The organism is Pedococcus soli, assembly GCF_054782575.1.
Map to the genome: position 1 here is coordinate 528,745 of NZ_BAAGSF010000001.1, position 23,550 is coordinate 552,294.

At 71.7% G+C, this 23,550-nt stretch carries 27 protein-coding genes; 11 read left to right on the top strand and 16 right to left on the bottom strand.

The genetic code is table 11. The features are described from left to right. Positions 1-45 precede the first annotated feature (45 nt). Both ACYVKF_RS02315 and ACYVKF_RS02320 read left to right on the top strand, forming a co-directional pair. A complete protein-coding gene (locus tag ACYVKF_RS02315) occupies positions 46-1,470 on the top strand; it encodes a PspC domain-containing protein (RefSeq protein WP_460964569.1) in 1,425 nt (474 codons plus the stop codon). Positions 1,471-1,475: 5 nt separating this feature from the next. Continuing rightward, positions 1,476-2,015 (top strand): hypothetical protein, encoded by a 540-nt coding sequence (locus ACYVKF_RS02320; RefSeq protein ID WP_460964571.1) that lies wholly within the window; start codon positions 1,476-1,478, stop codon positions 2,013-2,015. A 12-nt stretch (positions 2,016-2,027) separates the two neighbouring features. On the opposite strand, the gene ACYVKF_RS02325 is transcribed toward ACYVKF_RS02320, so the two are convergent. Together ACYVKF_RS02325 and ACYVKF_RS02330 are read right to left on the bottom strand one after the other, a co-directional pair. Then, a complete protein-coding gene (locus ACYVKF_RS02325) occupies positions 2,028-2,717 on the bottom strand; it encodes an NUDIX hydrolase (RefSeq protein WP_056916662.1) in 690 nt (229 codons plus the stop codon). Next, positions 2,714-3,838, bottom strand: coding sequence for a glycosyltransferase family 4 protein (locus ACYVKF_RS02330; RefSeq protein ID WP_460964574.1), 1,125 nt, complete (start codon positions 3,836-3,838; stop codon positions 2,714-2,716). Before ACYVKF_RS02330 ends, ACYVKF_RS02325 begins: the two co-directional genes overlap by 4 nt. Positions 3,839-3,873: 35 nt before the next feature. On the opposite strand from ACYVKF_RS02330, the gene ACYVKF_RS02335 reads away from it, so the two are divergent. The 3 genes from ACYVKF_RS02335 to ACYVKF_RS02345 are packed head-to-tail and all read left to right on the top strand — an operon-like array spanning position 3,874 to position 6,210. Beyond that, positions 3,874-4,695: a PIG-L deacetylase family protein gene (locus ACYVKF_RS02335; protein ID WP_460964576.1), complete on the top strand. Its 822-nt coding sequence runs from the start codon at positions 3,874-3,876 to the stop codon at positions 4,693-4,695. Then, positions 4,692-5,780, top strand: a complete 1,089-nt coding sequence (locus tag ACYVKF_RS02340) for a lysylphosphatidylglycerol synthase domain-containing protein (protein ID WP_460964578.1) — start codon at positions 4,692-4,694, stop codon at positions 5,778-5,780. Before ACYVKF_RS02335 ends, ACYVKF_RS02340 begins: the two co-directional genes overlap by 4 nt. Beyond that, positions 5,773-6,210 (top strand): hypothetical protein, encoded by a 438-nt coding sequence (locus ACYVKF_RS02345; RefSeq protein ID WP_056916658.1) that lies wholly within the window; start codon positions 5,773-5,775, stop codon positions 6,208-6,210. Before ACYVKF_RS02340 ends, ACYVKF_RS02345 begins: the two co-directional genes overlap by 8 nt. A 10-nt stretch (positions 6,211-6,220) precedes the next feature. Here ACYVKF_RS02345 and ACYVKF_RS02350 read toward each other — a convergent pair whose 3' ends face one another. From ACYVKF_RS02350 to ACYVKF_RS02360, 3 genes are read right to left on the bottom strand one after another with little or no spacing between them, the layout of a single operon-like run. Further along, complete coding sequence (locus ACYVKF_RS02350) at positions 6,221-7,120, bottom strand: aminoglycoside phosphotransferase (protein WP_460964580.1); 900 nt, start codon at positions 7,118-7,120, stop codon at positions 6,221-6,223. A gap of 47 nt (positions 7,121-7,167) precedes the next feature. Continuing rightward, on the bottom strand, positions 7,168-7,989 hold the full coding sequence (locus tag ACYVKF_RS02355; protein WP_056916657.1) for a type 1 glutamine amidotransferase: 822 nt from the start codon (positions 7,987-7,989) through the stop codon (positions 7,168-7,170). Next, complete coding sequence (locus ACYVKF_RS02360; RefSeq protein WP_056918585.1) at positions 7,986-9,302, bottom strand: Mur ligase family protein; 1,317 nt, start codon at positions 9,300-9,302, stop codon at positions 7,986-7,988. Before ACYVKF_RS02360 ends, ACYVKF_RS02355 begins: the two co-directional genes overlap by 4 nt. Positions 9,303-9,484: 182 nt before the next feature. On the opposite strand from ACYVKF_RS02360, the gene ACYVKF_RS02365 reads away from it, so the two are divergent. Continuing rightward, positions 9,485-10,303 (top strand): hypothetical protein, encoded by an 819-nt coding sequence (locus tag ACYVKF_RS02365; RefSeq protein ID WP_056918584.1) that lies wholly within the window; start codon positions 9,485-9,487, stop codon positions 10,301-10,303. Positions 10,304-10,312: 9 nt separating this feature from the next. On the opposite strand, the gene ACYVKF_RS02370 is transcribed toward ACYVKF_RS02365, so the two are convergent. From ACYVKF_RS02370 to ACYVKF_RS02380, 3 genes are all read right to left on the bottom strand, one after another. Continuing rightward, positions 10,313-11,947, bottom strand: coding sequence for a DHA2 family efflux MFS transporter permease subunit (locus tag ACYVKF_RS02370; protein WP_056916654.1), 1,635 nt, complete (start codon positions 11,945-11,947; stop codon positions 10,313-10,315). Positions 11,948-12,157: 210 nt separating this feature from the next. Further along, positions 12,158-12,445 carry a transcriptional regulator gene (locus ACYVKF_RS02375; protein WP_460964583.1) on the bottom strand — a complete coding sequence of 96 codons (288 nt, stop codon included), beginning with the start codon at positions 12,443-12,445 and terminating at the stop codon, positions 12,158-12,160. Next, the gene (locus ACYVKF_RS02380; protein ID WP_056918583.1) at positions 12,445-12,888 is read right to left on the bottom strand and encodes a hypothetical protein; all 444 of its coding nucleotides are present in this window, start codon (positions 12,886-12,888) and stop codon (positions 12,445-12,447) included. Before ACYVKF_RS02380 ends, ACYVKF_RS02375 begins: the two co-directional genes overlap by 1 nt. 241 nt (positions 12,889-13,129) lie before the next feature. Between ACYVKF_RS02380 and ACYVKF_RS02385 the strand changes: the two genes are divergently transcribed. Then, positions 13,130-14,251, top strand: a complete 1,122-nt coding sequence (locus ACYVKF_RS02385; RefSeq protein WP_460964586.1) for an FAD-dependent oxidoreductase — start codon at positions 13,130-13,132, stop codon at positions 14,249-14,251. A 111-nt stretch (positions 14,252-14,362) separates the two neighbouring features. Here ACYVKF_RS02385 and uvrA read toward each other — a convergent pair whose 3' ends face one another. Next, positions 14,363-16,843: an excinuclease ABC subunit UvrA gene (gene uvrA, locus ACYVKF_RS02390; protein WP_056918581.1), complete on the bottom strand. Its 2,481-nt coding sequence runs from the start codon at positions 16,841-16,843 to the stop codon at positions 14,363-14,365. Positions 16,844-17,025: 182 nt separating this feature from the next. On the opposite strand from uvrA, the gene ACYVKF_RS02395 reads away from it, so the two are divergent. Next, positions 17,026-17,355 (top strand): VOC family protein, encoded by a 330-nt coding sequence (locus tag ACYVKF_RS02395; RefSeq protein ID WP_056916649.1) that lies wholly within the window; start codon positions 17,026-17,028, stop codon positions 17,353-17,355. Between the two features lie 80 nt (positions 17,356-17,435). Here ACYVKF_RS02395 and ACYVKF_RS02400 read toward each other — a convergent pair whose 3' ends face one another. Then, positions 17,436-18,095 carry a hypothetical protein gene (locus ACYVKF_RS02400; protein WP_056916648.1) on the bottom strand — a complete coding sequence of 220 codons (660 nt, stop codon included), beginning with the start codon at positions 18,093-18,095 and terminating at the stop codon, positions 17,436-17,438. Between the two features lie 214 nt (positions 18,096-18,309). On the opposite strand from ACYVKF_RS02400, the gene ACYVKF_RS02405 reads away from it, so the two are divergent. Continuing rightward, positions 18,310-18,816, top strand: coding sequence for a DUF4232 domain-containing protein (locus ACYVKF_RS02405; RefSeq protein WP_460964589.1), 507 nt, complete (start codon positions 18,310-18,312; stop codon positions 18,814-18,816). Between the two features lie 95 nt (positions 18,817-18,911). Here ACYVKF_RS02405 and ACYVKF_RS02410 read toward each other — a convergent pair whose 3' ends face one another. Both ACYVKF_RS02410 and ACYVKF_RS02415 read right to left on the bottom strand, forming a co-directional pair. Beyond that, positions 18,912-19,664: an AraC family transcriptional regulator gene (locus tag ACYVKF_RS02410; protein WP_460964591.1), complete on the bottom strand. Its 753-nt coding sequence runs from the start codon at positions 19,662-19,664 to the stop codon at positions 18,912-18,914. Between the two features lie 41 nt (positions 19,665-19,705). Continuing rightward, complete coding sequence (locus ACYVKF_RS02415) at positions 19,706-20,011, bottom strand: putative quinol monooxygenase (RefSeq protein ID WP_460964593.1); 306 nt, start codon at positions 20,009-20,011, stop codon at positions 19,706-19,708. A gap of 229 nt (positions 20,012-20,240) precedes the next feature. On the opposite strand from ACYVKF_RS02415, the gene ACYVKF_RS02420 reads away from it, so the two are divergent. After that, positions 20,241-20,564, top strand: coding sequence for a DUF309 domain-containing protein (locus ACYVKF_RS02420; protein ID WP_460964595.1), 324 nt, complete (start codon positions 20,241-20,243; stop codon positions 20,562-20,564). A gap of 67 nt (positions 20,565-20,631) precedes the next feature. On the opposite strand, the gene ACYVKF_RS02425 is transcribed toward ACYVKF_RS02420, so the two are convergent. The 4 genes from ACYVKF_RS02425 to ACYVKF_RS02440 form a co-directional block, all read right to left on the bottom strand. Then, positions 20,632-20,991, bottom strand: coding sequence for an MmcQ/YjbR family DNA-binding protein (locus tag ACYVKF_RS02425; RefSeq protein WP_056916644.1), 360 nt, complete (start codon positions 20,989-20,991; stop codon positions 20,632-20,634). 47 nt (positions 20,992-21,038) lie between these two features. Beyond that, complete coding sequence (locus ACYVKF_RS02430; protein WP_460964597.1) at positions 21,039-22,070, bottom strand: molybdopterin-dependent oxidoreductase; 1,032 nt, start codon at positions 22,068-22,070, stop codon at positions 21,039-21,041. A gap of 199 nt (positions 22,071-22,269) precedes the next feature. Beyond that, positions 22,270-22,602, bottom strand: coding sequence for a hypothetical protein (locus tag ACYVKF_RS02435; protein WP_460964599.1), 333 nt, complete (start codon positions 22,600-22,602; stop codon positions 22,270-22,272). A 111-nt stretch (positions 22,603-22,713) separates the two neighbouring features. After that, the gene (locus ACYVKF_RS02440) at positions 22,714-23,046 is read right to left on the bottom strand and encodes a cupin domain-containing protein (RefSeq protein WP_460964601.1); all 333 of its coding nucleotides are present in this window, start codon (positions 23,044-23,046) and stop codon (positions 22,714-22,716) included. 117 nt (positions 23,047-23,163) lie between these two features. On the opposite strand from ACYVKF_RS02440, the gene ACYVKF_RS02445 reads away from it, so the two are divergent. After that, complete coding sequence (locus ACYVKF_RS02445; RefSeq protein ID WP_460964603.1) at positions 23,164-23,313, top strand: hypothetical protein; 150 nt, start codon at positions 23,164-23,166, stop codon at positions 23,311-23,313. Positions 23,314-23,550: the final 237 nt, after the last annotated feature.

Below are 23,550 nucleotides of genomic sequence, written 5' to 3' on the forward strand. Positions count from 1 at the left end.
CGACCCTCATGGTTCCGGGGCCTGCGCGTCGACACCATGGATGACATGACGCAGACCTCTGGGCCCACGACGGGCCCGACGAACGACACCAACGCCTCGGGCCTCGACCGCTTCTTCGGCTGGCTCCGGTCCATCGACCTGCGCCGCGACGGCGACGACAAGTGGCTGGCGGGCGTGTGCTCCGGCATCGCCACCCGGCTCGGGGTGGACCCCATCGTCATCCGCGCGGTGCTGGTGCTGCTCGTCGTCATGGGAGGGCTCGGCATCACCGTCTACCTCATCGCCTGGGCGTTCCTGCCCAACGACAAGGAGGACATCGTCGCCGAGCGCGCCCTGCGCGACGGTGACGTGCTCGGCATCATCCTGCTGATCGTCATCGGCCTGTCGCTGGTCGGCGGCACCGGGTTCGCCGGCGACGTGCCCGGCATGGGCTGGATCTGGTGGGTGGTCATCCCGGTCGGCCTCGTCTTCTGGCTCGTCACCCGCAAGCGCGACTCGGGCCCCTCCTTCCAGCCGGCAACCGCACCGGCTGCCATGCAGGGAGCCACGCAGGCACCCAGCTGGACCACCGACACGAGCACCCGCTCGGCAGACGCCGACGTCGAGCAGGCCCAGCGGTCGCAGCCCGGCACCTGGGCGAGCGTGGCCACCCCCACCTCGGCGGCCACCTCCTCGACGACGACCGCACCCACCGCCCCGTATGGCGCTGCCACCCCTCCCGGTGGCGGCTGGCCCCCGGCTCCTCCGGCTGCCCGGCAGCCGCGTCCCCCCAGGCCTCCGCGTGCACCGAAGCCGCCGCGTCGGCGCTCGGGCGGGTTCGGCGCCACCCTGCTCGTCAGCGGACTGGCCGTCGCGGCCTACGGCCTGACCTCGTGGGCCCACCAGGCCAACCACTGGGCCGGCAGCGACCAGACGGTCGCCCTGTGCGCCGCCCTCGGGGTGGTGGGCCTGGGCGTCCTCGGCCTCGGTCTCGCGGGCCGCCGAGCCGGCTTCACCGGGTTCCTCGCGGTCGTGCTGGCCCTGGTCACCTGGACCTCGTCGGTCGTGCCGGACGTGACGTTCGGTGGCGGCATCGGTGAGCGGGTCTGGCGCCCGTCGGTCACGGACACCACCGAGACCTACCGGCTCAGCATCGGCTCGGCCGACCTGGACCTCTCCCAGCTGCCCGACAATCCGGACACCGCGCGTCACCTCGAGGCGCGGGTCGGCATGGGCGAGCTGAGGATCCACATCCCGAAGAACCTGACGGTCGAGGTGCACAGCTCGGTCGCCGCGGGCGACATCACCCGCGCGGACTTCGGGTCGTTCGACCCGCTGCCCCCGTCGCTCGACTCCGACCCGATCGTCCACGACGACACCAATGACAACGGACGCAACATCAGCACGGTCCAGACCTTCGGCACCGGCGACGCCGACGTCGTCATCGACGCCCACGTCGGCCTCGGCCAGATCCTGATCGGCAAGGAGTGAACCCCATGAACGAGACCAACGACCCGACGAGCACCCCCCAGGACGAGGACACCGAGGCCACCGTGGACGACCGCACCCAGCAGCTCCCCCGCACCGAGGCGACGCAGCAGCTGCCCGTGCAGGACGAGGCGGAGTCGACTCAGATCCGAGAGCCGGTCGAGACGGCGGTGTTCGGCGCCGCTCCGGCCGCCGAGGCTCCGCCCGCCGACGACCCGACCGCACCGACCGCACCGATCGCACCGATCGCCACGGCCGGCGTCGCCGCGGACGCGGCGGGCCCGGACACCACCGCTCCCACCGCCACCGCGTCGCAGCAGTGGCCGCCCCCGGTGCCCCCGCGACCGACCGGTCCGCACACCCCGGCGATCATCCTGGGCCTGGTCGTGCTCGCCATCGCGGGCATCGTCCTGGCGCAGGAGCTGGGCAACCTCACCGTCGACTGGGGCGATGTCGGCCCGCTCGGGTTCGTCGCCGTCGGCGCGGTGCTGGTCGTGCTCGGCGCCGTCGGGTTGATCAGCTCGAACCGCCGCAGCGCCCGCTCCTGACCGACCGCCCGGTCAGGTGCGGTTGAGCCAACGGGACATGTGCGGGGCGAACGACCGCCCCAGGTGGTAGCGCCCGAGGTCCTCGACCTGCACCCACCGCACCGACTCCGTCGACCCACCCACGTCGTGGACGACGGGGTCGGTCGGCGCGGGGCACCACGCGGCATACACGATCCGGACGGCGTGGAAGTCCTCCAACCGGCCGCTCGGGGCACGCCCGATCCAGTGCGAGGTGTGCGCCTCCAGGAGACGGACGTCCTGCACCTGCTGGCCGCTCTCCTCCCACACCTCGCGGTGCAGGGCGGCGACCGGCTCCTCGCCGGGGTCGAGGCCGCCGCCGGGGAGCGTCCAGCGACCGGGCGAGGACGTGAGGGCCGAGAGCTCGGTGAGGAGGACGCCGCGTTCGCTGGTGACCACTCCGTAGGCCGCGGTGCGCTGGTAGGGCTCCGCGACCTCGCCGGGCTCGAGGACGAGGCCGGGGTCGGTCGGCACGTGCGGCGCAGGGGGTTCGACGACGCCGGCCGGCTCCAGGGCGTAGCGCAGCGCCAGCGAGCCGTCGGGCTCCCGGACGGCGTCGAGCAGGCCGGTCACGGCCCAGCCCCGGCCGGCGAGCTCGCGGACCGGGTCGGCACCGTGCTCGAGGACGAACGCCACCTCGCGACCGTCCGCTGCCCGGCCCTGAACGTGCAGCGGGGTGCTCACCCGGCACCGGCCCGGCGGTACTCGGACTCGGCGAGGTCGACCACGGCGGGCCAGGACTGCTCGGGCGCGACGGAGGCGTTGTGCGCGGCGATGCGGTGGCGCAGCGCGTCGTCGGTGACGAGCTGCACGAGGCCGGCGACGAGCGCGTTGTCGTCGGCGCCCAGGACGCCGTCGATCCCGTCCACGACGAAGTCACCGACCCCGGTGTCGGCGCGGGCCAGCACGGGGAGACCAGCCGTCCGCGCCTCGAGGGCAGCGATCCCGAACGCCTCCAGCCGAGCCGGCGTGAGGTAGAGGTGGCTGCGCCAGTAGTTCTCCCGCAGCTCGTCGCGGGTGACCCGGCCGGGCAGATGCACCCAGTCCCCCATCGCGTTGGTGGCGACGAACTTCTCCAGCCGCCGACGCTCCGGCCCCTCGCCGAAGATGGTCAGGCGCATCTCGTGGTCGGCAGGGAGCAGGGCCCGCGCCCGGGACGCCACCTCCAGCACCGCCAGCGGTCGCTTGCGCGCCGCGAACCGCATCGAGGCGACGACCTCGACCGGGCCGCCGTGGTCGCGGACGCCGCCGTCCGGTGGGGTCCAGCGGGCGGGGTCGATGCCGTTGGGGAACACCCGCACCTCGTGGTCGCCCACGACCGTCTGCACCGAGGCCGCGGCCACGCCCGACACGGCCGACAGGGCGGCGCCCTGCTCGGCCCACCGGCGTGCGTGGCCGAGGAGCCGGAAGACGGGTCGCGAGCGCTCCATCAGGCAGTGCCAGGTGACGGCCGTCGGGAGGCCGAGGCCGAGCGCGACGCCGGCGAGGTCGGTGGCGAACGGGCTCACCACCCCCATGTGGACGTGGGCCACGTCGAACCCGCCGGACCGCAGCCGGCGGCGCACCTCGGGGGGCGCGAGGGGGTTCACCGGAAGCTCCCACGGCAGGCGCAGGGCCATCCGGTGCACCGGCACGTCGTCGACCACCTCGACGACACCGTGGCGCTCGCCGAGGGCTCCCGGGGTCGCGGTGAACACCTCGACCTCGTGCCCGCGAGCCTGCAGCTGGGCCGCGAGGTCATGCGTCTGGACCTCGATACCGCCCAGCCGGGGCAGGTAACAGTCCGTCAGCAGGGCCACCTTCACAGCCCAGAGCCTGCCATGCGACAGGATGGCTCGTGATGACCCACACCCTCGTGGCCTTCCACGCCCACCCCGACGACGAGGCCCTGCTCACCTCGGGGACGCTGGCACGCGCCGCCGCGGAGGGTCACCGGGTGGTCGTCGTGGTCGCGACGGACGGCGACCTGGGCCTGGCCTCGGGCGAGTTCGCCGCCGACGGCCGGCTCGGCGACCGGCGCCTCGCGGAGCTCCACGAGAGTGCGCGCGCGCTCGGGGTCGCCCGCGTCGAGTGGCTGGGGTACGCCGACAGCGGCATGGTCGGCGAGCTCGACCCCGACCCCGACGGTCGGGTGCGGTTCGTGCGCGCCGACGTCGACGAGGCTGCCGAGCGCCTCGCCACGATCCTGCGTGAGGAGGACGCCGACGTGCTGCTCTCCTACGACCGCAACGGCGGGTACGGCCACCGCGACCACGTCCGCGTCCACGAGGTGGGTGCCCGGGCCGCGGAGCTCGCCGGGACCCCGCGCGTCCTGCAGGCGACCGTCCCGCGCGACACCATGACCCGGGCCATCGACCTGGCCGCGAAGGTCTACCGCTTCCCGCCGGACTTCGACCGCGAGGGTTTCGACCGCGCCTTCAGCGCGCGCGACGAGATCACCCACCGCATCAACGTCCGCCGGTATGCCGCCGCGAAGCGGGCTTCCATGCGTGCCCACGCCTCCCAGGCCAGCGCGGACGCCGGCGCGGACCGCACGCTCGCGGCGTTCCTGCGCATCCCGCGCCCGCTCTACGACCTGGTGTTCGGCCGGGAGTGGTTCGTGGACCCGGCTCGTCCGGCGGGGTCACCCATCGCCACCGACGTCTTCGAGGGACTGCCGTGAGCGCCTCCACGAGGGCGAGCGGCGTCGACGAGTCGACGGACCGCCCGCGGTCCTGGGCCCGGACCTTCCTGCAGGGGGCGCTCGGGCTCGGGCTGGCCGCGGTGCTGCTGGTCTGGGGCCTGCCCCGCGTCGCCCACGTGACCTGGCCGGAGATCTGGAAGGTGCTCAGCGGGGTCCCGGTGTCGACGGCGCTGCTGCTGCTCGTCGGGGTCGTCATCGGCCTCTACTGCTACACGTTCACGCTGACCGGTTCGCTGCACGGCCTGCGGCACTGGCAGGCCCTCATCGTCAACGTCGCGGGGTCGTCGGTCGGCAACCTCCTCCCCGGCGGCGGCGCGGCCGGTCTCGCCGCGACCTACACGATCTGTCGGTCGTGGGGCTTCTCTCGACGGGACATCTCCACGTCGGCCATCGTCACGGGGGTGTGGAACGTCCTCGCACGAATCGCCCTGCCCCTCATAGCGATCGCCGCTCTGCTGGCCGGCGCTGACTCCGACGTGCCCAGGGCCCTCAAGGACGCCGCGGTGGCCGGGGCGGTGAGCGGCGCGCTCATCCTGGGCACGTTCGTGGCGATCCTCGTGTCGGAGCGGGCGGCGGTCGGGATCGGGCAGGGGTTCGACAAGGTGCTGGGACGGTTGTTCCGGCGGCGCAACATGAGCGTCAAGGCCCTCGTCATCGACCTGCGGGCGCGCATCAACGACATCGTCCGCACGGGCTGGCTGAGCATGTCGCTCGGGCTGGTCGGGTTCTTCGGGGTCTACTACCTGCTGTTCCTGGTGTGCATGCACACCACCGGCGTGGACCTGTTCTATGGGCAGCTGTTCGCGGCGTACGCCCTCGGTCGTCTCCTCACCGCGGTCGGGGTCACCCCCGGCGGCCTGGGCGTCACCGAGGCCGCGACCTCGGCCGCCCTCATCGCGTGGGGCGCCGACCCGGCCCAGGCCGTGGCCGGGGCCGTGCTCTTCTCGGTCTACACGCACCTCATGGAGATCCCGCTCGGCGCCCTGGGCTGGTTGGCGTGGTCGGTCAGCCCGAAGAAGGCGCCGGTCGAGGACGTGGCGCACGCGGAGCCGTCCCATGGCTGAGGACGAGGCGGCCCGGCGGCGCGCGGAACGGGCCGAACGTGCCGACTACCACGTCGAGGCCGACCGCAAGCGGCGCGAACGCGAGTCGGTCAAGGCGCAGGCGATGGTCGACGAGTTCGTCGAGCAGGTCACCGCGGCCGGCTTCCCGACGCAGGAGCTGACCGCACGGCCGTGGTCGGGGAAGGGGCGCTACAAGACCGGCATCACCGGCTGGTACCTGCGCCGCGACCAGTCGATCGGCATCGGCACGGACGGGTCGTACTACGTGCTCGTCGTGCCGTCCGAACGGTTCGGACGGTGGCGCACCGTCGCCGTCGAGCCCACGCCTCCCCCGCTGCAGGTCGGGGCCGGTGCGCGCGACGGCGAGTCCGCGACCCTCGAGGAGCTGCTGCGACTGCGGCTCGCCTGGGGCAGCGACCCCGACGCCTGAGTCGTCCGCCTCAGGCGAGCGCGCGCACGACGTCGGCAACCAGTGCGCTGCCCGGGTCCTCGCTCAGCACGCGGAACAACGCGGCCCGCAGCACCGCTTGCCGTCGGGCTCCGTGACGCCACCCCTCCAGCGCGGACGGGTCCGCGCCGTGCCAGACCACGGCGTCGAGGACGCAGACCGCTTCGGCCCACAGGGCCGGTCTCCAGTACGGCGCGAGGTCGATGACCACCGGGGTGCCGTGCCCGTCGAGCAGGACGTTCCCGGCGAGGTCGCCGTGGACGAGCTGGTCCGGGCCCGGCCCGAGGCCGCCCTGCTCGTCGCCGCAGAGCTCGGCCACCCAGCGGCCCGCGACCGCAGAGCCGTACGCCGCCACGGCAGCGCCCAGCGCCTGCACCGGCCCCCAGACGAGCCGGTCGGCCACGGCCCACCGGTCGTCGCGGTCGCCGAGCCCGGCCGGGCGCTCGGTCACCGCCACGGCGAGGCGTGCGTGCAGCACCCGACCGGTGGCGACGAGGACGTCGAGGTCGGTGCAGGCGGTGGTGTCCGGCTCGTACCGGCTGGCCGCCCATCCGTCGACGACCCACGACCCGTCCCGGGCGGGGATCGGCATCGCGATCCGCACCGCACCACCGCGTGCCGCCCGGGCCACCAGTCCACCGGGGCGCGCCGTGGCGGCAACACCCGGCACACCGGTCGCACCGGTCGCACCGGCGAGCTCGAGGTCGAGGCCTACGGCCTGGCGAGCCAGCACCGGGCTGAGCCAGTCCTGGGTCGCCGCATCACGGCCGGGCGAGAGGACGAGGTCGCCGGCGACCACGCTGCGACCCTGCCCTCCCGGCAACGGTCGGACGTCGTCGGGGACGGCGAACAGGTCGAGGACGCGCGCCGGCACCGGTGACGCCGACGTCACTGTGGTCTCCGACGCGGGGTGGGCAGGCGGCATACCGGGTCGGCCCCTCAGCGCTTGACGAGCCGGCGCACCTGACGGCCACGGGCCTCGTCGGCGAACGCGTCGTCCTGCTGCTCGGGTTCGAAGGGCCGTCCGGTGGCACGTTCGGCCGCGAGCCCGATGAGGGCATCGGCGAGCGCAGGGTTGGCCGGGAGGATCGGGCCGTGCAGGTAGGAGCCGAACACATTGCCGGTGCGCGCGCCCTCGGTCTGGTCGGTGCCGTTGTTGCCGAACCCCGACCTCACGGTGCCGAACGGCGCCTGGCCGGCACCCAGAGTCGTTGAGCCGGAATGGTTCTCGTAACCCACGACGTCACCGAACTCGGTGTCGAGCACCACCGGCCCAATCATCCGCTTGGCGTTGCCCTGGGTCGTCACGTCGAGGATGCCGAGACCGGGAAGCCGCTTGCCCTCGACGGTGATGAAGGCGTTGCCGAAGAGCTGGTACATCCCGCAGATCATGAGCATCGGCGTCCCGTCGGCGGCGAGGTCGCGGAGCCGGTCGGCGATCTGCTCGAGGTCGTCCTCGACGCGGACCTGCCCCGAGTCCTGCCCACCGCCACCGAGGACCAGGTGCACGGTCTCGGGGAACGCGCTGCCCGGGTGGTGCTGGTGGACGACGGGGCTGTACCCGTGGCGACGGATGCGGGCGGCCAGGGCGCGGGTGTTGCCGAGGTCGCCGTAGATGCTCATCTCGCGCGGGTAGAGGTGAACGAGGTGGATCGCGCCCTTGCCGACGCGGTCGCCGTCGGGAACCACCGCGGAGTCGCTCGGCTCGCCGGGGATGAAGACGTCCTGCGGGTATGCCGCGGACTCACCGGGCACGGTCATGAGGCCTCCTCGCCGATGTCGGGCAGGTCGTACCGCGCGGCGAGCACGCGGCGCAGCGCCATCATCGCGGTGTACGTGCAGAAGATCCGCTTGGGCTCGTCCGGGTGGGCGGCCAGGAAGGCGTCGAGCGCGGGTTCGAGGGCGGGCTCGACGCGCTCGACGGCCACGTCGTCGTACTGCAGCCGCAGCGCCATGTCGTAGCCGCGGACCCCGCTGGTCACGGCGACCCCGCGGTCGCGCAGGCTCTCGAAGCTCACGTCGTAGAGCCACGAGACGTCACGGCCGTCGGCGTAGTTGTCGTTGATCGCGACCATCGTCGCCACGGGGGTGCTGCCGTAGGTGCCCAGCGCGACGGTGAAGCCGGCGGGGTTCTTGACGAGCACCAGCTCGAGCGGCTGACCGTCGACGTCGACGACCTCGCCACGGCCGAACGGCGGCGTGACCGCGCGCAGGGCCGACGCCGCACGAGCCGGGTCGAACGCGTCGCCGAGCAGCATCCGGGCCGTGGCCGTCGCAGCGGTGGCGTTGATCATGGCGGCCAGTCCGCGCTGCTGGAGCTCGAGCGGGCCAACGGTGCCGGACCCCGGCCCCCCGCCACCGAAGAGGACCTCGAACGACCGCTCGTCGTTGGGCTTGAGCAGACCGTCGTCGGGCCCGGCGACCGGCGGGACGAAGTCGTCCTCGAACCGCACGTCCTGCTCCTGCAGCTCGGGCAGCCGGTCGGCGATCGAGCCGTCGACCCCGAAGTAGTGGACGGCCACCCCGTCGGCGACGCGGTCGCGGATCCGGGAGACGAACGAGTCGTCGAGGTTGAGCACGACACCACTAGTGGTCTGCTCGGCGAGGCTGGCGAGCAGCTGGGCGGTGTGGTCGATCTCGGCGAACCGGTCGAGCTGGTCGCGGGCGACGTTGAGCAGCAGGGCGTGCGTCGGCTTCACCGCGGCGGCGAACTTCAGGGCGTGCGCCTCGTCGAGCTCGAGCACCGCCATGTCGGCCCTGAGTCGGCCGCGCAGCGGCAGCTCGCCCAGCATGGAGGAGATGACGCCGCGGGTGAAGTTGCTGCCCGTCGGGTTGGTGAAGACCGTGCGACCGTGGGCGCGCAGCACCGCGACCAGCATCTTCGTGGTCGTCGTCTTGCCGTTGGTCCCGGTCACCACGAGGATCCCGCCCCGGACGTCGGCCAGCGCGTGGGCGAGGAACCCGGGGTCGACCTTCTCGGCCACCAGCCCCGGGAGGGCGGAGCCACCACCACGCAGGCGTGATGCCGCCCGCGCCGCCTTGCCTGCGACCACTGCCGCCGTCGTCCTCAGCACCTTGCAAACCCTAACGGTCGCGGTGCCACCGGATCGCACGCGACCCGGAGACCGGCAGGACCCGGCTGCATCGTCCGATCGGCCAACCCTGTCCAGAACCTCCGTCGAGGACGGCACCGGGCGCCATACCGTGTGCCACGGCAGGGGTGCCGTTGTGTAGCTGGAGTGAGGAACGAACAACCGTGCACTATCGCGCTGCCCCGTGGCTGATCGACCACGCGCACCACCCCGAGCTCGTCGAGGAGCTCGAAGGTCTCGGGCTGATCCCCGCGGGCTGCCTCGTCCTGGACAACGGCAAGGACACGTCGCTGGCCTGGACGGAGCCGTATGACGAGGGCGCGAGCCGCTACTTCCTGGAGAACGCGGAGCGGCCCGAGCCGATCCTCGTCACCCCTGACGCCACGGTCACCGTCGAGGTCAGCGACTGGCACGGGGGCCCGAGCATGCGGGTGCGGACGGTGATGGCCGACGGCGCCCTCGTCGAGACCAAGCTCCGCTGGCCCTGCATGCCGCCGTGGCCCCGCAAGATGCAGCGTGCCGTCCGCCTCACCTCACTCGAGACCGAGATGACCCGGCACGCCGCGGACGGCCGCAGCATCGTCATCGCGGACGGCTCCCCCGCCCAGGTCCTCGCGCGGCACCGCGACCACGTGCGCCGCGTCGAGCGCGAACGCACCACGGTCGCCGTCCCCCTCGGCTCGCTCGACGACGTCGTCGACATGGCGAACACGGCGTTCAAGCACGCGGAGCAGGTGGAGACCGCCAGCATCCTCGTCGTCGGGATGGCCCACATGGTCGCCGGGGTGGTCGCGCTGGCCCTGGTCGGACTGGCCCTGTGGCAGCGCTCGTTCTGGCTGTTGGGGTTGGTGCTCCCCGTCGCCGCACTGGCCTGGTGGGGCAGCGTGCCGCTCGTGGTCCTCGCCCGCAGGTGGCGCAGGATCAGGCCGCCCTTCCCGTGGACGAAGGACCCGCGGTCCAGGGTGCTCACCCCGGGGGCCTGAACCCTCCTGTCAGTGGATCATCACCGTGGGTGCCCCCTCGGCGCTCTCGGCGTCGAGCAGGTGCGACTCCTCGCGCTTGCGCGGAAGGAAAAGCGCCGGCACGAGGGTGAGCGCCACGAGCACGGCTGCGACCCAGAAGGTGTGCGAGAACGCGTCGGCCGCCTGGGTGGCGATCTCTGCGCCCAGCTTCTGGCCGGCGGCTGACGGGTTGCCGGCTGCCTGGAGGAACTGGTCGACGAGCGGCAGCCTGGCCGCTGCGGCCTGCGCGGCGTCGGGGCCCTGCGACTGAAGTGCCTCGAAGTACTGGCCGCCCTGGCCGATGAGGGGCCGGTCCTTGAACTGGTTGGTCAGGACGACCGACAGGGTCGCCACGCCGACCGAGCTCGCGATCTGCTGGGTGATGTTGAGCAGGGTCGAGCCACGGGCGACCTCGTGCGCGGTCAGCGTCTTGAGCGCCGTGGTGAAGATCGGCATCATCGTGCCGCCCATGCCGAGGCCCATGACGAACAGCGTCGGGATGATGAAGCCCCAGTGGGAGGAGTCGGCCTCGATCTGGGTCAGGGTGAACATGCCGCCGATGATGAGCAGCAGGCCGAACGGCACGATCCGGCCCACGGGGATGCGGTCCACCAACGAGCCCGCGATCGGCATGGTCAACATGGCGCCGAGGCCCTGCGGAGCCACCAGCCAACCGGCCGAGAGCGGGGTCTCGCCCTGGACCTGCTGGAGGAACTGCGGCACGAGCAGCAGTCCTCCGAAGAACGCCGCGGCGAAGATGAACATCGTGATGATCGAGACCGTGAGGTTGCGGTTGTGGAACAGCCGCAGGTCCAGCAGCGGGTGCTTCGGCCGGAAGCTGTAGAAGACGAACGCCACCATCAGCGCGAGCCCGATGAGCCCGGGGGCCAGGACCTTGGTGTGCCCGATGCCTCCCTCACCCGGGATGGACGAGACGCCATACAGGAACAGCGCGAGGCCGGGGCTCATCATGAGCATGCCGACGAAGTCGAAGGACTCGGACGGGGACGGGTTGTCCTTCTCCAGCGCGAACCACGCGTAGGTCAGGGCCACGACGCCGATCGGGACGTTGATGAGGAAGATCCAGTGCCAGCTGAAGTGGTCGATCAGCCAGCCGCCGAGGATCGGCCCGAAGATCGGGCCGAGCAGCATCGGCACACCGAGGATCGCCATCAGTCGGCCCATCCGCTTCGGGCCGGCGGCGCGGGTCATGATCGTCATGCCGAGCGGCATCAGCATGCCGCCGCCGAGGCCCTGCAGGACGCGGAAGCCGATCAGCATGCCGATCGTGCTGGCCATGGAGCACAGCGCCGAGCCGAGGGTGAAGAGCAGGATCGCCATCATGTAGAGGCGTTTGGTGCCGAACCGGTCGGCGGCCCAACCGGACAACGGGATGACCGTGGCCAGGGCGAGCGTGTACCCGGTGACCGTCCACGCCACGGCGGAGTAGTCGAGCGGGGCGCCGCCGTCGGCGAACACGGTCTGGAACGTGCGGAGGGCGACATTCACGACGGTGATGTCGAGGATGGACATGATCGCCCCGAGCACCACGACGCCGGCCACCTTGAGGACGGCAGCGTCGATGTTGTCGGGGTACTCCACGGGAGTGGTGGACGGTGCAGACACGGGTACCTCTTCGACTCGAAGGGCGGCGGCGTCAGTGCGGCGCTGCGAATGCACGTTCAAGGCTAGCCCCGGCCACCGACAGTGGATCCAGTCATTTTCCGGACGCCGGGCGCTACGTCCGTTACGTCACGAAAGACCGTCCGCGGCGCGAGATCGACGGCCGGTCCTCGGAGTTCCCCGCATGGCCGGACGGTCGTCAGGACACCGTGGTCAGTCCACCAGGTCGATCAGCCGGCGCAGGACGGCGACGTGCTCACGCAGGGCCTTGCGGCCGGTTCTGGTGAGGGCGACCCAGGTCGTTCGCCGCCCCGCCAGGACGCCCTTGCGGAGGCGCACGTAGCCGGCCTCGGACAGGGCTGAGAGGTGCTTGGAGAGGACCGAGTCACTGACCTCGAGAGCGGAGCGCAGCGTGGCGAACTCCGCCTCGGACACCGCCGACAGGGTCGTCATCACCTGGAGCCGAGCGGGTGCGTGGATCAACGGGTCGAGCTCGGGCATCAGCTGCCGACCATGAGCACGGCGAAACCCACGCAGGCCGCGAGGGCGAGCAGAGCGAGGGTTCGCGAGGAGACGCCACCCGCCCGCTCGACCGGGTTGAGGCGGTAGGCGCGCCACCAGAGAAAAGCGTTGAGGGAGTAAGCAGCCCCGCCCACCACGGCCGCGATCACCACGAGCCACCAACGCGACTCGAAGGCGGCCCAGGTCGCGGCCGCGAACGTGCCCATGTAGACGAGCGTCGACATCGTGCCCGTTCCGAGGACGATCGTGCTGGCCAGTCCGTCCAGCCTGACGCCGTTGACGCGCCGGAACTGCACGAGTACGAGCGCCGCAACTCCCAGGAAGACCGCCGCGCCGGCCAGAACCACGGCCAGGCCAGCGGTGGTCTGCGCCGCGACCCCGTAGGCACCGGCCCCGACCTGGACCGCGACGGCCAGTGCCACGGCGGGGAAGAGCCCCCTCGGTAGCCGAAGGCCATCAGCCAGGCGGTCGCGAGCGCGGCCGGCCGCAGCGAGGACAGAGCTCGGATCCTCTGGCTGCTGGGCCAACGGCATGCTTTCCATGTTGGAAAGCATGCAGCGAACTTTCCAGTTTGGCAAGTACGGCAATGAACAACCCTCATGCAGGCACGGGACTCGCGGTCGGCATGATGGTGGGGGCTCAGGTGCGGCATTCGGAGAGGTCATGGACTCGACTACTCACGTGGTGATCGGTGCGGGGTTGGCGGGCGCTTCAACGGCCTGGCACCTGGCACGGCGGGGCGTGGACGTGCTGGTCCTCGAGCGCGACCGTCCCGCGTCTCCACGTGGCAGCTCCCACGGCTCGGCGCGCATCTTCCGCTATGCCTATCCGGACGCCCTCTACACGGCACTGGTCCAGCGGGCCGAGCCGTGGTGGGAGGAGCTGGCCCGCGAGTCCGGCCGCGACCTGATGGTGCGGACCGGCGGGATCGACCACGGGACAGCGGCCACGACGCGGGAGCTCGCCGCGGTCCTCGAGGCCCGCGGAGTTCCGCACACAGTGCTGAGCGCTTCCGAGGCGGCCGACCGTTGGCCACAGTTCGGGTTCGAGTCCGAGGCTCTCTTCCAACCCGGCGCGGGCGTCCTCGACGCGGAGTCAACGGTGACGGGCATGCTGGACCTGGCACGACGCCAGGGCGCAGACGTCCGCATCGGGTGGACGGTGACCGCGGTCGAGCCCGATGCCGGCGGCTACGTCCTTCGCAGTGCTGAGGGCGACGAGCTCCGCGCAGAGCAGGTCATCGTCGCTGCGGGTGGCTGGCTGCCCCAGCTGCTGCCGGTGCTGCCGCTCTCCCAGGCCTTCCGCAGCGCGCTCCCCCCGTTCGAGGTGACCCAGGAGCAGGCCTTCCACTTCCCCTACGCCGAGGGTTTCCCAGCGGAGACCTGGCCCACCGTGATCCACAGGACGACCGACTCACTGTCCTACGCGTTGCCCGGCGGTCGGGACGCGGGGTTCCAGGGGCTGAAGATCGCCGAGTTCCGGGCCGGGAAGCCACTGCTCTCAGCGGCGGACCAGGACGGGGTCGTCACCGACTCGGGTCGGGCCCTGATGATCGACAAGGTCCGCGCGCTGTATCCGGGCCTGCGGCCGGAGCCGTACGCCGAGACCACCTGCCTGTTCACGATGACGCCCACCGAGGACTTCGTCATCGACAGCTTCGAGGGGATCACCATCCTCTCGGCATGCTCGGGGCACGGAGCGAAGTTCGCGCCCCTGCTCGGCGAGCTCGTGGCCCAGGCGCTCATCGAGCGCGTCCCGCTCCCCCGCCAGTTCCAGGTCCGCTGACGGTCTCAGGGACAACGCGGCTGGGCGACGGTCCACAGGGGCGGGCCCAAGGTCTCCCACCGGGCGTTCTGCTCGAGAACGCCTCGAGGACACGCGCTTCAAGCTCGGCGATCACCCCTCGTTCGCCCGCGACGCGAGCCGTGCGGCCAGGTATGGCGCGGTGGCGCTGTCCTCGGCGCGGGCGACCTGTTCCGGCGTGCCCGTGGCCACCACCCGGCCGCCCTCGTCCCCGCCACGCGGGCCCAGGTCGATGACCCAGTCGGCACTGATGACCGTGTCGAGGTCGTGCTCGACCAGCACCACGGTGTTGCCGGCGTCCACCAGCCGGTGCAGCTGGCGCAGGAGCAGCGCGATGTCGGCGGGGTGCAGTCCTGCCGTCGGCTCGTCGAGCAGGTAGAGCGCATGGCCCCGACGGGCTCGCTGCAGCTCCGTGGCCAGCTTGATCCGTTGCGCCTCCCCGCCGCTGAGCTCGGTGGCGGGCTGGCCCAGGCGCAGGTACCCCAGCCCGACCTCGGCCAGCGTGGTGAGGCTGCGAGCAGCCGCCGGCACGTCGGCCAGGAAGTCGGACGCCTCGTCGACCGACAGGGCCAGCACCTCGGCGACGTTCTTGCCGCGGTACTCGATCTCCAGCGTCTCCGGGTTGTAGCGCGCGCCGTGGCAGGCCGGGCAGGGCGCGTAGGTGCCGGGCAGGAAGAGCAGCTCGACCGTGACGAACCCCTCCCCCTGGCACGTCTCGCACCGTCCCTCGGCGACGTTGAACGAGAAGCGACCCGCGCCGTACCCCCGATCGCGGGCTGCCGGCGTCGCGGCATACACCTTGCGCACGGCGTCGAACAGGCCCGTGTAGGTGGCGAGGTTGGAGCGCGGGGTGCGGCCGATCGGTCGCTGGTCCACGCGCACGAGCCGGTCGAACGACTCCAGGCCCGTGGCGTCGTCGACGTCGATCTCGAGCTCGGTGTCCTCGGCGTCGTCGGGGGCCTGCCCGAGGTGACGGCGCACCAGCTCGGCCAGCACCTGGGTGACCAGGGTCGACTTGCCCGATCCCGACACCCCGGTCACCGCAGTCATGACGCACAGGGGCACGTCCACGGAGAGGTCCTCGAGGTTGTGCCGGCTGACCCCGCGCAGGTGCAACCATCCCTGGGGCGCTCGCCCGGGACGGGGCGCTGCCTCGACGCGACCGAAGAGGTGCGCGCCGGTCACCGAGTCCGCCACGTCCTCGAGACCCGCGACCGGTCCGGAGTAGAGGACCTGCCCACCGCCCTCTCCGGCGCCGGGGCCGATGTCGACGACCCAGTCGGCCCGCCGGACGATGTCGAGGTCGTGCTCGACGACGAACAGCGAGTTGCCCGAATCCTTGAGCGTCTGCAGGACCTCGAGCAACGGCTCCGCGTCTGCGGGGTGCAGACCGGCCGACGGCTCGTCGAGGACGTACACCACCCCGAACAGCCCCGACCGCAGCTGCGTGGCGATGCGCAGCCGTTGGGCCTCGCCGGGTGACAGCGTCGTGGAGCTGCGGCCCAGCGAGAGGTAACCGAGCCCGAGGTCGAGCAGGACCCCCACGCGGGCGACGAGGTCGGCGCACAGCCGCACGGCCACCTCGGTCCCCTCGCCCGAGCCCGCCGACGACGTCGCCGCGGCGGCCTCGGACAGCTCGGCCACCGGACGGAGGAGGGCGACCAGCTCGGCGAACGACAGTGCGTTCACCTCGGCGATGCTGAGGCCGCGGAAGGTCACCTCCAGGGCGTCGGGGCGCAGCCCGGTCCCTGCGCAGTCCGGGCAGGGGATGCTGCGCACGAAACGCATCGCCTTGTCCCGCATCATCTGGCTCTTGGAGGTGGCCAGGACGTGGTGGACGTGCGCGCGGGCACTCCAGAACAGGCCGTGGTACCCGTGGTCGACGCGGTCGCGCTCCGGCTTGATGAACACCTTCGGCTGCTCGTCGGTGAAGAGCAGCCACCTGCGGTCCTTGGCCTTGAGCGACCGCCAGGGGGTGTCGACGTCGATGCCGAGGCCGGTCACGATGCTGCGCAGGTTCGCGCCCTGCCAGGCGCCTGGCCAGGCGGCGATCGCGCCCTCGCGGATGCTCAGGGAGGGGTCCGGGACCATCAGCTCCTCGCTGACGTCGTGCTCCTCCCCCAGGCCGTGGCACCGCGGGCAGGCACCGGCGACCGTGTTGGGAGAGAACGCCTCTGCCGCGAGGCGAGGCGCCCCGGCCGGGTAGGTGCCGGCGCGCGAGTAGAGCATCCTCAGGAGGTTGGACAAGGTGGTGAGGGTGCCCACGCTGGAGCGTGAGCTCGGGGCACCGCGACGCTGCTGCAGCGCCACCGCGGGTGGCAGCCCGGTGATCTCCTGGACGTGCGGGGCGCCCATCTGCTGCACCAACCGGCGTGCGTATGGCGCGACCGACTCGAAGTAGCGCCGCTGCGCCTCCGCATACAGCGTGCCGAAGGCGAGCGACGACTTGCCGGAGCCACTCACGCCGGTGAAGGCGACCATCGCGTCCCGTGGGAGGTCCACGTCGATGTTCTTGAGGTTGTGCTCGCTGGCTCCGCGGACGTGGACGTAGGGGTCGTTCGGGTCGTGGGGCACACTCCTGTCTAGTCGCTCACCGGCCGGCCCGCACTGTGGCCGCGAGGTGGTGGATCACGCAGAGGGCTGCACCGATGGATCAGGAATCGAGAAGCGCCGGTCACTGGGCCGCTCGTAGCCTTGTTCCTCGTCGATGACCCGACGGTCGGCGAGATGACCGTCCTGACCTGGAGGTGTCGAAGATGAGTCCCACGATCAGCAGTCTGGTGATCCCGGTATCCGATCTGGAGGCCACCAAGGCCGTGTACACGGCCTTGTTCGGTGCACCGCACACCGACGAGCCGTACTACGTCGGGTACAACGTCAACGGCTTCGAGGTCGCCCTCAACCCGGCAGGTGCAGGCGGCGGCCCAGTGGCGTTCGCCGATGTCGACGACCTCGATGCGACCCGCGCAACGCTGCTCGCGGCTGGAGCCACCGAGCGCGACGAGCCGCGCCAGGTCGCACCCGGTGCGCGCGTGTGCGTCCTCGCAGACGCCGACGGCAATCCGATCGGCCTGCGCGGCAAGTAGCACCGCACTTCGCGGTACCGCAGGCCCCCGCGCGCCGCGAGTAGCGCGTGCCGCGACCCGTTGCCCGCGCCCGCGCCCGGTCAGTAGATGTTCGAGCCGCCGTTGCAGACCATCCGGTTGTTGGCGTTGTACACGGCGTTGGCGACGATGACCGTGGAGGCCACCTTGGTGTTGCTGCTGCTCATCCAGCTCAGGCTGAGCCGGATCGCGACGTCCTCGTTGGGGAGCTCGGCCCCGGTGAAGCCGCTCTCGCCTGCCCCGCCGGCGTCGTGCACGGTCGTCTGGTTCGTGGCACCGGTGGCGTAGGAGGTCCACGTGCGCGTCCAGACCCCGGCCCTGGCGTACGTGTAGAACCAGCCGGAGCGGTACGTGCTCGGTCCGGTGGGGCTCGGGTGGACGAACTCGACGTACACCCAGACCAGCTGCGCCGCGGTGGTCGTGCCGGTCACGTACGGCAGCCCGGTCGTGGACACCTTGAGGTCGGCGAACCCGCCGGGGGCGTGGGGCTGCAGGTACCAACCGCAGTTGACGTTGGTGTACTGGGCCGTGGCCGCCGAGGCGGGGCCGACCCCGGTGAGGGTGAGGCCGAGGCCGGCGCCGGCCGCCACCAGGCCGCAGACCAGTCGGCGGCGCAGACCGGGGCGGACCTTGGTGGCCCGGGTGGGGGCGTGGGTCCCGGCGTCGGTCCCGGCGTCGGTCCCGGCGTCGGTCCCGGCGGTGGTGGCAGTCGTGGTGTTCATCGGGATCTCCCTGGTCGGTGCGGTTGTTCGGCTGACCCCAACTGTCGTCGCCCCGTCGGGATCCGACTGTTCGCCGGGACACCGCTGCTGTGTCGTCCCGGCGACACCCGTACCCGACCGCGCGCGTCGGCGTCCCCACAACCCCGGGCGCGCCCCGGACGTCACAGAGGGTGGCGGGCAACCGCCCGCCGGAACCGACCAGGGGGTCCTTCCCATGAGCAAGAAACTGATCCTCACCATGACGAGCACCGCAGGGCTTGCGCTCGCGACGCTGGTCGTGGCACCGACGTCCGCGCAAGCCGCCGTGCCGCACTGCACCAACTCCGCCCTGGCTGCGAGCCTCGTCCACCTCCAGGGCGCCGCAGGGAGCCAGGTCGGCGACCTGCGCCTGACCAACGTCTCCCGTGGCCACTGCTGGACGCGGGGCTACCCGGGTGTCTCCTACGTGGGTTTCGGCAACGGCACCCAGATCGGACGTGCAGCGACCTGGGACGCCGGAGCCGTCACGACGATCACGCTGTCACCCGGGCAGCATGCGGACGCTCCCATACGCCTGGTGAACGTGCAGAACTACCCCGCATCGACGTGTCGGCCCACACCGGTGGACGGACTGCGCGTGTACGTGCCCGGCTCCACCCTGGCCAAGTTCGTCCCCCACCGGACGACAGGCTGCAGGTCCACGACCATCACGACGATCTTCGTCAGGCCGTTGGCCCGCTAGACCGACCGCGCCAGGCAGGGGGCGCGGCCCGGCCGCAGCGCGAGCCACGAGAACGCTTCACGGCGGCTGTCCGACGATGGGCGTTCGGTGCAGGTTCACCGGGTGAACGTCGCGCGGTAGTCCGACGGCGTGGTCCCGGTGAGCTCACGGAACGCGGCGTTGAACGCCGACAGCGAGCCGTAGCCCACCTCGTGCGCGATCGTCGTCACCGGGGTGTCGTCGGCTGCGAGTCGCTCCACCGCCTGCAGGACCCGCATCCGCCGGAGGGTGGCGCGCCACGTCATACCGATCTCGGCCTCGAACCTGCGAGCCAGGGAGCGCGGCACCAACCCGACCTTCGCCGCGACGTCCGCGAAACTGACCTCGTCGGCGAGCTGCTCCTCGGTGAGCCGCAACGCCGTCCGCACCTCGGCCGAGCGCCCGGCCGGCATCCTGACGGGGCTGGGTCGCTCGGCGAGCCGCCACACCACTGCGGCCAGCGCCGCGAAGATGGCGCTGGCGTACGGCGGCAGCGGCTCCTCCGACTCCTGCCACCCGCCGCACTCAGCGACGAGGGCACGCGCCAGGGGGTCGAGGTCGACGACTGCCAGCCCCTCCCGCGGTGGGGGGACGAAGTCGACGTGGAAGAGCACCGAGGCGGTCGTCGCCGAGGCCGGGATGGTGACGGTGGCGGGCCGCCCCGCGCTCAGGAGGGCGGCCCGGGCCGGAGGCAGCAGCCAGCGCTGCCCCTCGGCTTCCAGGCGCAGGGCGCCCCGGGAGGCGCAGAGCAGGTAGTGGCGGTCGACGAGCAGCTCGGTCGCCGGGGTCGGCGCGAAGGACCGGGTGAAGGCGAACGCCTCACGGGTCACGGGAGGTCTCCCACGGGCCGATCGTAGGGACGCCGTTCCCGTCAGGCCACGGACTCGACGAGATCGGCCCGAAACCGTCGGCTCACCGGCCCTTCGGTGACCAACGCTCGCAGGACGGCGTTGGACCGGGCGAACGCCTCGGAGGAGAGGTATGCGGTGAATGAGGGCTGGTCGGTCCACTCGTGGACGACGGTCACGGTGCGGTCGTCCTCACGCGACTCGTACACGCGGAAGGCAAGGTTGCCCGGCATCGAGCGGACGACAGGCCTCTCGCACTCGAGCTGGCTCAGGGCACGGGCGCGGTCTGCTGCAGAGGTCCCGAAATCGACGATGGCGATGAACATCATGTCTCCTTGGTGTTGCTGGTTCTGATGGCCGTTCCAGACTCACGCCAAGGGGCCTTCGTGCGCCTCCGTGCAACGGACCCTTACCGGCGGCCAACGGACACACAACTGGGAGACTGTGCGCATGACAGGACCTGATCGTGACCGGGACACCGGTGGACGTGCTCGCCAGGCAAGACCGCGCGACGCGTTGGGCCGTCCTCTGCCGTACGGGGCCGAGGGTGTGGAGCCGGTGTCCGAGGAGCCCCTGCCACCGGAGGACACGCTCGAGGCCGCTCGAGGGCTCGTCGAGGCTGGACGCCCCTTCGCCGCCCATGAGGTGCTGGAGGCCCGTTGGAAGGCTGGGCCGAACGAAGAACGGGACCTGTGGCAGGGGCTCGCGCAGGTGTGTGTTGCCCTCACGCACGCTGCACGTGGAAATCAGGTCGGGGCCGATCGGCTCTTCGACCGCGCCGCCCAGAGACTGGAGGCGTTCGCAGCCACAGGACGGTGGGCCTACGGTCTTGACCTCCCGCTGGTGGCGGAGCGAGCGCGAACGCACGTCGGCTCGTTCTGACGATGCGCCTCACGCGGCAAGGACACGGCCCTGGATCGCGGCGGCTGCGAGCCACGGAGAGGTCCCCTCAACCGGGACCGTCCGGGTGGGTGAGGTCGTAGGCCCGGGACACCTTCTGGGGCACGACCATGCGCCAGGCGTCGACCACCAGCTCTCGAGCCTCGCTCGGGTCGAGGGCGGCCAGGTTGGCGTGGACCCAGTTGAATCGCAGGTCCGACGCCGATGGCATGGAGAAGGTGTGCGGATCGCCCGCGACGAGGGCGGCGCGTTCGTCCCTGGGGAAGGCGAATCCCATGATGGTCTCGTCGAGGGAGAAGGCGACGTAGACGATCTGCCCGACCCGGAACTTGAGCCTGCCCCGGACGTGGACCGGGTAGGAGCGTTCCAGCTCGGTACCCAACCTCAGGACGTCCTCGATGCCGGTCATGCTGGCCTCCCTGGTGGCGATGCGTGCACGAGATCGACTCCGCGCGCTCACTGCAGCGGCAGGGGTGGCTCCACCCACCACGGGCGGTCGTCGTGGCTGATCCGAACGACCCACTTGACCCAGTGGTACCCGCGTCGACCGGGAACCACCAGACGGACCGGCGCACCGTGCGCCCCGGAGAGACTCGCACCGTCGATCGCTGTGGCCAGGAGCAGGTGGTCGGTGAGCGGCAGCCGTCTGGTGTAACCCGTCGCGCTCGTCACCTCCACGGTTCCCCCGGCCCCTGGGGGCAGCAGCCTGCTCAAGCGCACGCCTGACCACTCCTGCTCGGTCCACCACCCGCCGGTGCAGTCCAGGACAGCCACCTGCCGGTCGTGCCACCGGGCGAGCTCGACCAGCGACCAGTCGCGCGAGGTCCCGCTCGTCGTCACCGTCAAGCGCCACGAGGCCGGGTCGAGCTCGGGGGCCTGGTCGAACAGCCACGACGTGGCAGGGATCGCCGCGACCGAGGAGGACGCGAGCTGGAACGACCCGGTCGCCCGGCGTATGCCGCGCCGTGCCGTGAGTGCGCCCGTCGCCTGGACGCCCGCCTCGAGCGCGAGGGCGACGGCGGTGAGCCCCAGGAGACGGACGAACGACCGACGCGACAGGTCACCTCGGCGCACGCGGATGCGACGTTGCAGTGCGTGCGCAACCGTCAGGACCACGGCGACGATGCCGGCGCCCACGTGCAGCTGCATGGTCGTCACCCTCGAGTCGGCGAACAACACACCGAGGACGTGGGCGAGGCCCGTGAGCAGGGCCAGCACCACACACAGGCCCAGCAGCAACGACACGGCCCGACCCCGCTGCCGTGTCCGTCCGGGACGGCGTAGCCCCCTGCGGACGACCGTCGACTTCCACGGCACCAGGACGACCACGAGGAGGGCGACGACCCCGTGGAGGATGGCGACCGGCCAGACCGGTCCGCTGCCCAGCAGGAACATCATGAACCCGGTCACCGCCGCCAGCGGGACCACGAACAGCAGGGCGAGGTTTGCCAGTCGACCGTTCATCGGCGTCGGGACGAAGCCCTGCACCCGAGATCGGCGACGACTCGACCGTGGTGGTCCACGTCCTGGTCGACCCGGTGACCCACGGCGCGGTCGATGCCCGCGCACCGGGTGTGGGTGTCGTGCGGGTCCCGCGAGGGCTTCACCATCCCATCCTGCACCCGGCTGGCGCGAAGGCCTGAGAAGCACGGTGTTCGCGGCCCCGGCCGCGCGTGACCCGGGGGCGTCACAGCTGCAGGATCCTGAGGACGTTCTCGTACGCCAGGGCAACACCTTCCGGGTCGTGCAGGCCCGTGGGCTGGTCGGTGGCCCCGTAGAACCGGGCCAGCAACGCCGTGGTCACGTCCGCATCGACGAGGGCGACACAGAGCTCCGAGATGACGATGTCGGCGTCGTGGTCATCCAGGTGGTCGAGGGCAAGTCCGTTGTGCAGCAGGGTCGCCGCCTCGTCGAAGATCTCCTCGACCATGGCCGGATCCACCTGAGGACGCGCCTGCACCACAGCGACGGCGGTCTCCCCGAACTGTCTGGAGAGCTTGTCGGCGATGCTGGTGGACATCTCGCGAGCGTGACACGGCCACTGTTGCCGGGCAACCGATTTGGGTCCTGCCTCACCTCACGGAATCCCCCCGACGTCGCTCCAGCTGCACACCACCGGGCGCCGGCACTCTCAGGCGAGTGAGGAGTGGTGCTGCTCCCACACCGACGCAAGATCCGATGACTCACCTGAGTGCAGGGCCGCGACGAGGGCGTCGACCTCGGGGCTCATGATGACGAGGATGCGCGCACCGGTGTCACCCACGGTGGCGAACGTGTGGGGCGAACCCGCGGTCACCACGTGCAGGGACCCCGGCTCCAGCCGGTGCCGGAGCGTACCGTCCTGCACGTCGAGCAGTCCGTCGAGCACGTAGAAGGCCTCGTCGCCACGATGGTGGACGTGCAGCGGGGCCTGGTCCCCGGGGAACGGGTCGAGCCGCCATTCACGGATCACGAAGGCGGCCACCGGACCAGCCTACGACGGCACCTCGAACCGGTCGGGTCCAACCGCGCGCCCAGGTCACAGCCCTCGCCGACGACATTCACGAGCCCCCGGCCTCCCCTTGCACCCATCCTCCGCGTCATGACGACCAGCCAGCGGCTGGCTCCCCTGCTCGAGCAGTACGACTGGGCGACGGAGCGACTTCTCACTCGCCTCGCCGGCCCCACCTACGACTCCGGCGATGACCGCACGATCGACGCACCGGCGCTCACGGATGCCGAGTACCTTTGAGAGCCGGTCGACACGTGCTGGTCGGTACGCAGGCGGACCGATGGGCCCGGACCCGGCGCCATGAATCTCATCGGCGCGGGTGAGTGGGGACGCGACGGAGCCCCCGAGACCCCGTGGCCACCGCCGCTCACGACGATCGCCTGGCGGCTCGACCACCTCTCCGAGACGCCGCTCGGCCGTGCGAGCCACCTCGGGGGCGACCGAACCTTCGATCGAGCGACCTACGAATCCCGACCG

What these genes read in the sequence shown, in the direction of transcription:
- ACYVKF_RS02335 (WP_460964576.1), top strand. Translation starts at nt 3,874, where the DNA reads ATGACCCACACCCTCGTGGCCTTCCACGCCCACCCCGACGACGAGGCC.
- ACYVKF_RS02435 (WP_460964599.1), bottom strand. Translation starts at nt 22,602, where the DNA reads ATGTCCACCAGCATCGCCGACAAGCTCTCCAGACAGTTCGGGGAGACC.
- ACYVKF_RS02385 (WP_460964586.1), top strand. Translation starts at nt 13,130, where the DNA reads ATGGACTCGACTACTCACGTGGTGATCGGTGCGGGGTTGGCGGGCGCT.
- ACYVKF_RS02315 (WP_460964569.1), top strand. Translation starts at nt 46, where the DNA reads ATGACGCAGACCTCTGGGCCCACGACGGGCCCGACGAACGACACCAAC.
- ACYVKF_RS02445 (WP_460964603.1), top strand. Translation starts at nt 23,164, where the DNA reads ATGACGACCAGCCAGCGGCTGGCTCCCCTGCTCGAGCAGTACGACTGG.
- ACYVKF_RS02415 (WP_460964593.1), bottom strand. Translation starts at nt 20,011, where the DNA reads ATGATGTTCATCGCCATCGTCGATTTCGGGACCTCTGCAGCAGACCGC.
- ACYVKF_RS02400 (WP_056916648.1), bottom strand. Translation starts at nt 18,095, where the DNA reads ATGAACACCACGACTGCCACCACCGCCGGGACCGACGCCGGGACCGAC.
- ACYVKF_RS02395 (WP_056916649.1), top strand. Translation starts at nt 17,026, where the DNA reads ATGAGTCCCACGATCAGCAGTCTGGTGATCCCGGTATCCGATCTGGAG.
- ACYVKF_RS02355 (WP_056916657.1), bottom strand. Translation starts at nt 7,989, where the DNA reads ATGACCGTGCCCGGTGAGTCCGCGGCATACCCGCAGGACGTCTTCATC.
- ACYVKF_RS02320 (WP_460964571.1), top strand. Translation starts at nt 1,476, where the DNA reads ATGAACGAGACCAACGACCCGACGAGCACCCCCCAGGACGAGGACACC.
- ACYVKF_RS02405 (WP_460964589.1), top strand. Translation starts at nt 18,310, where the DNA reads ATGAGCAAGAAACTGATCCTCACCATGACGAGCACCGCAGGGCTTGCG.
- ACYVKF_RS02375 (WP_460964583.1), bottom strand. Translation starts at nt 12,445, where the DNA reads ATGCCCGAGCTCGACCCGTTGATCCACGCACCCGCTCGGCTCCAGGTG.
- ACYVKF_RS02345 (WP_056916658.1), top strand. Translation starts at nt 5,773, where the DNA reads ATGGCTGAGGACGAGGCGGCCCGGCGGCGCGCGGAACGGGCCGAACGT.
- ACYVKF_RS02425 (WP_056916644.1), bottom strand. Translation starts at nt 20,991, where the DNA reads ATGACCGGCATCGAGGACGTCCTGAGGTTGGGTACCGAGCTGGAACGC.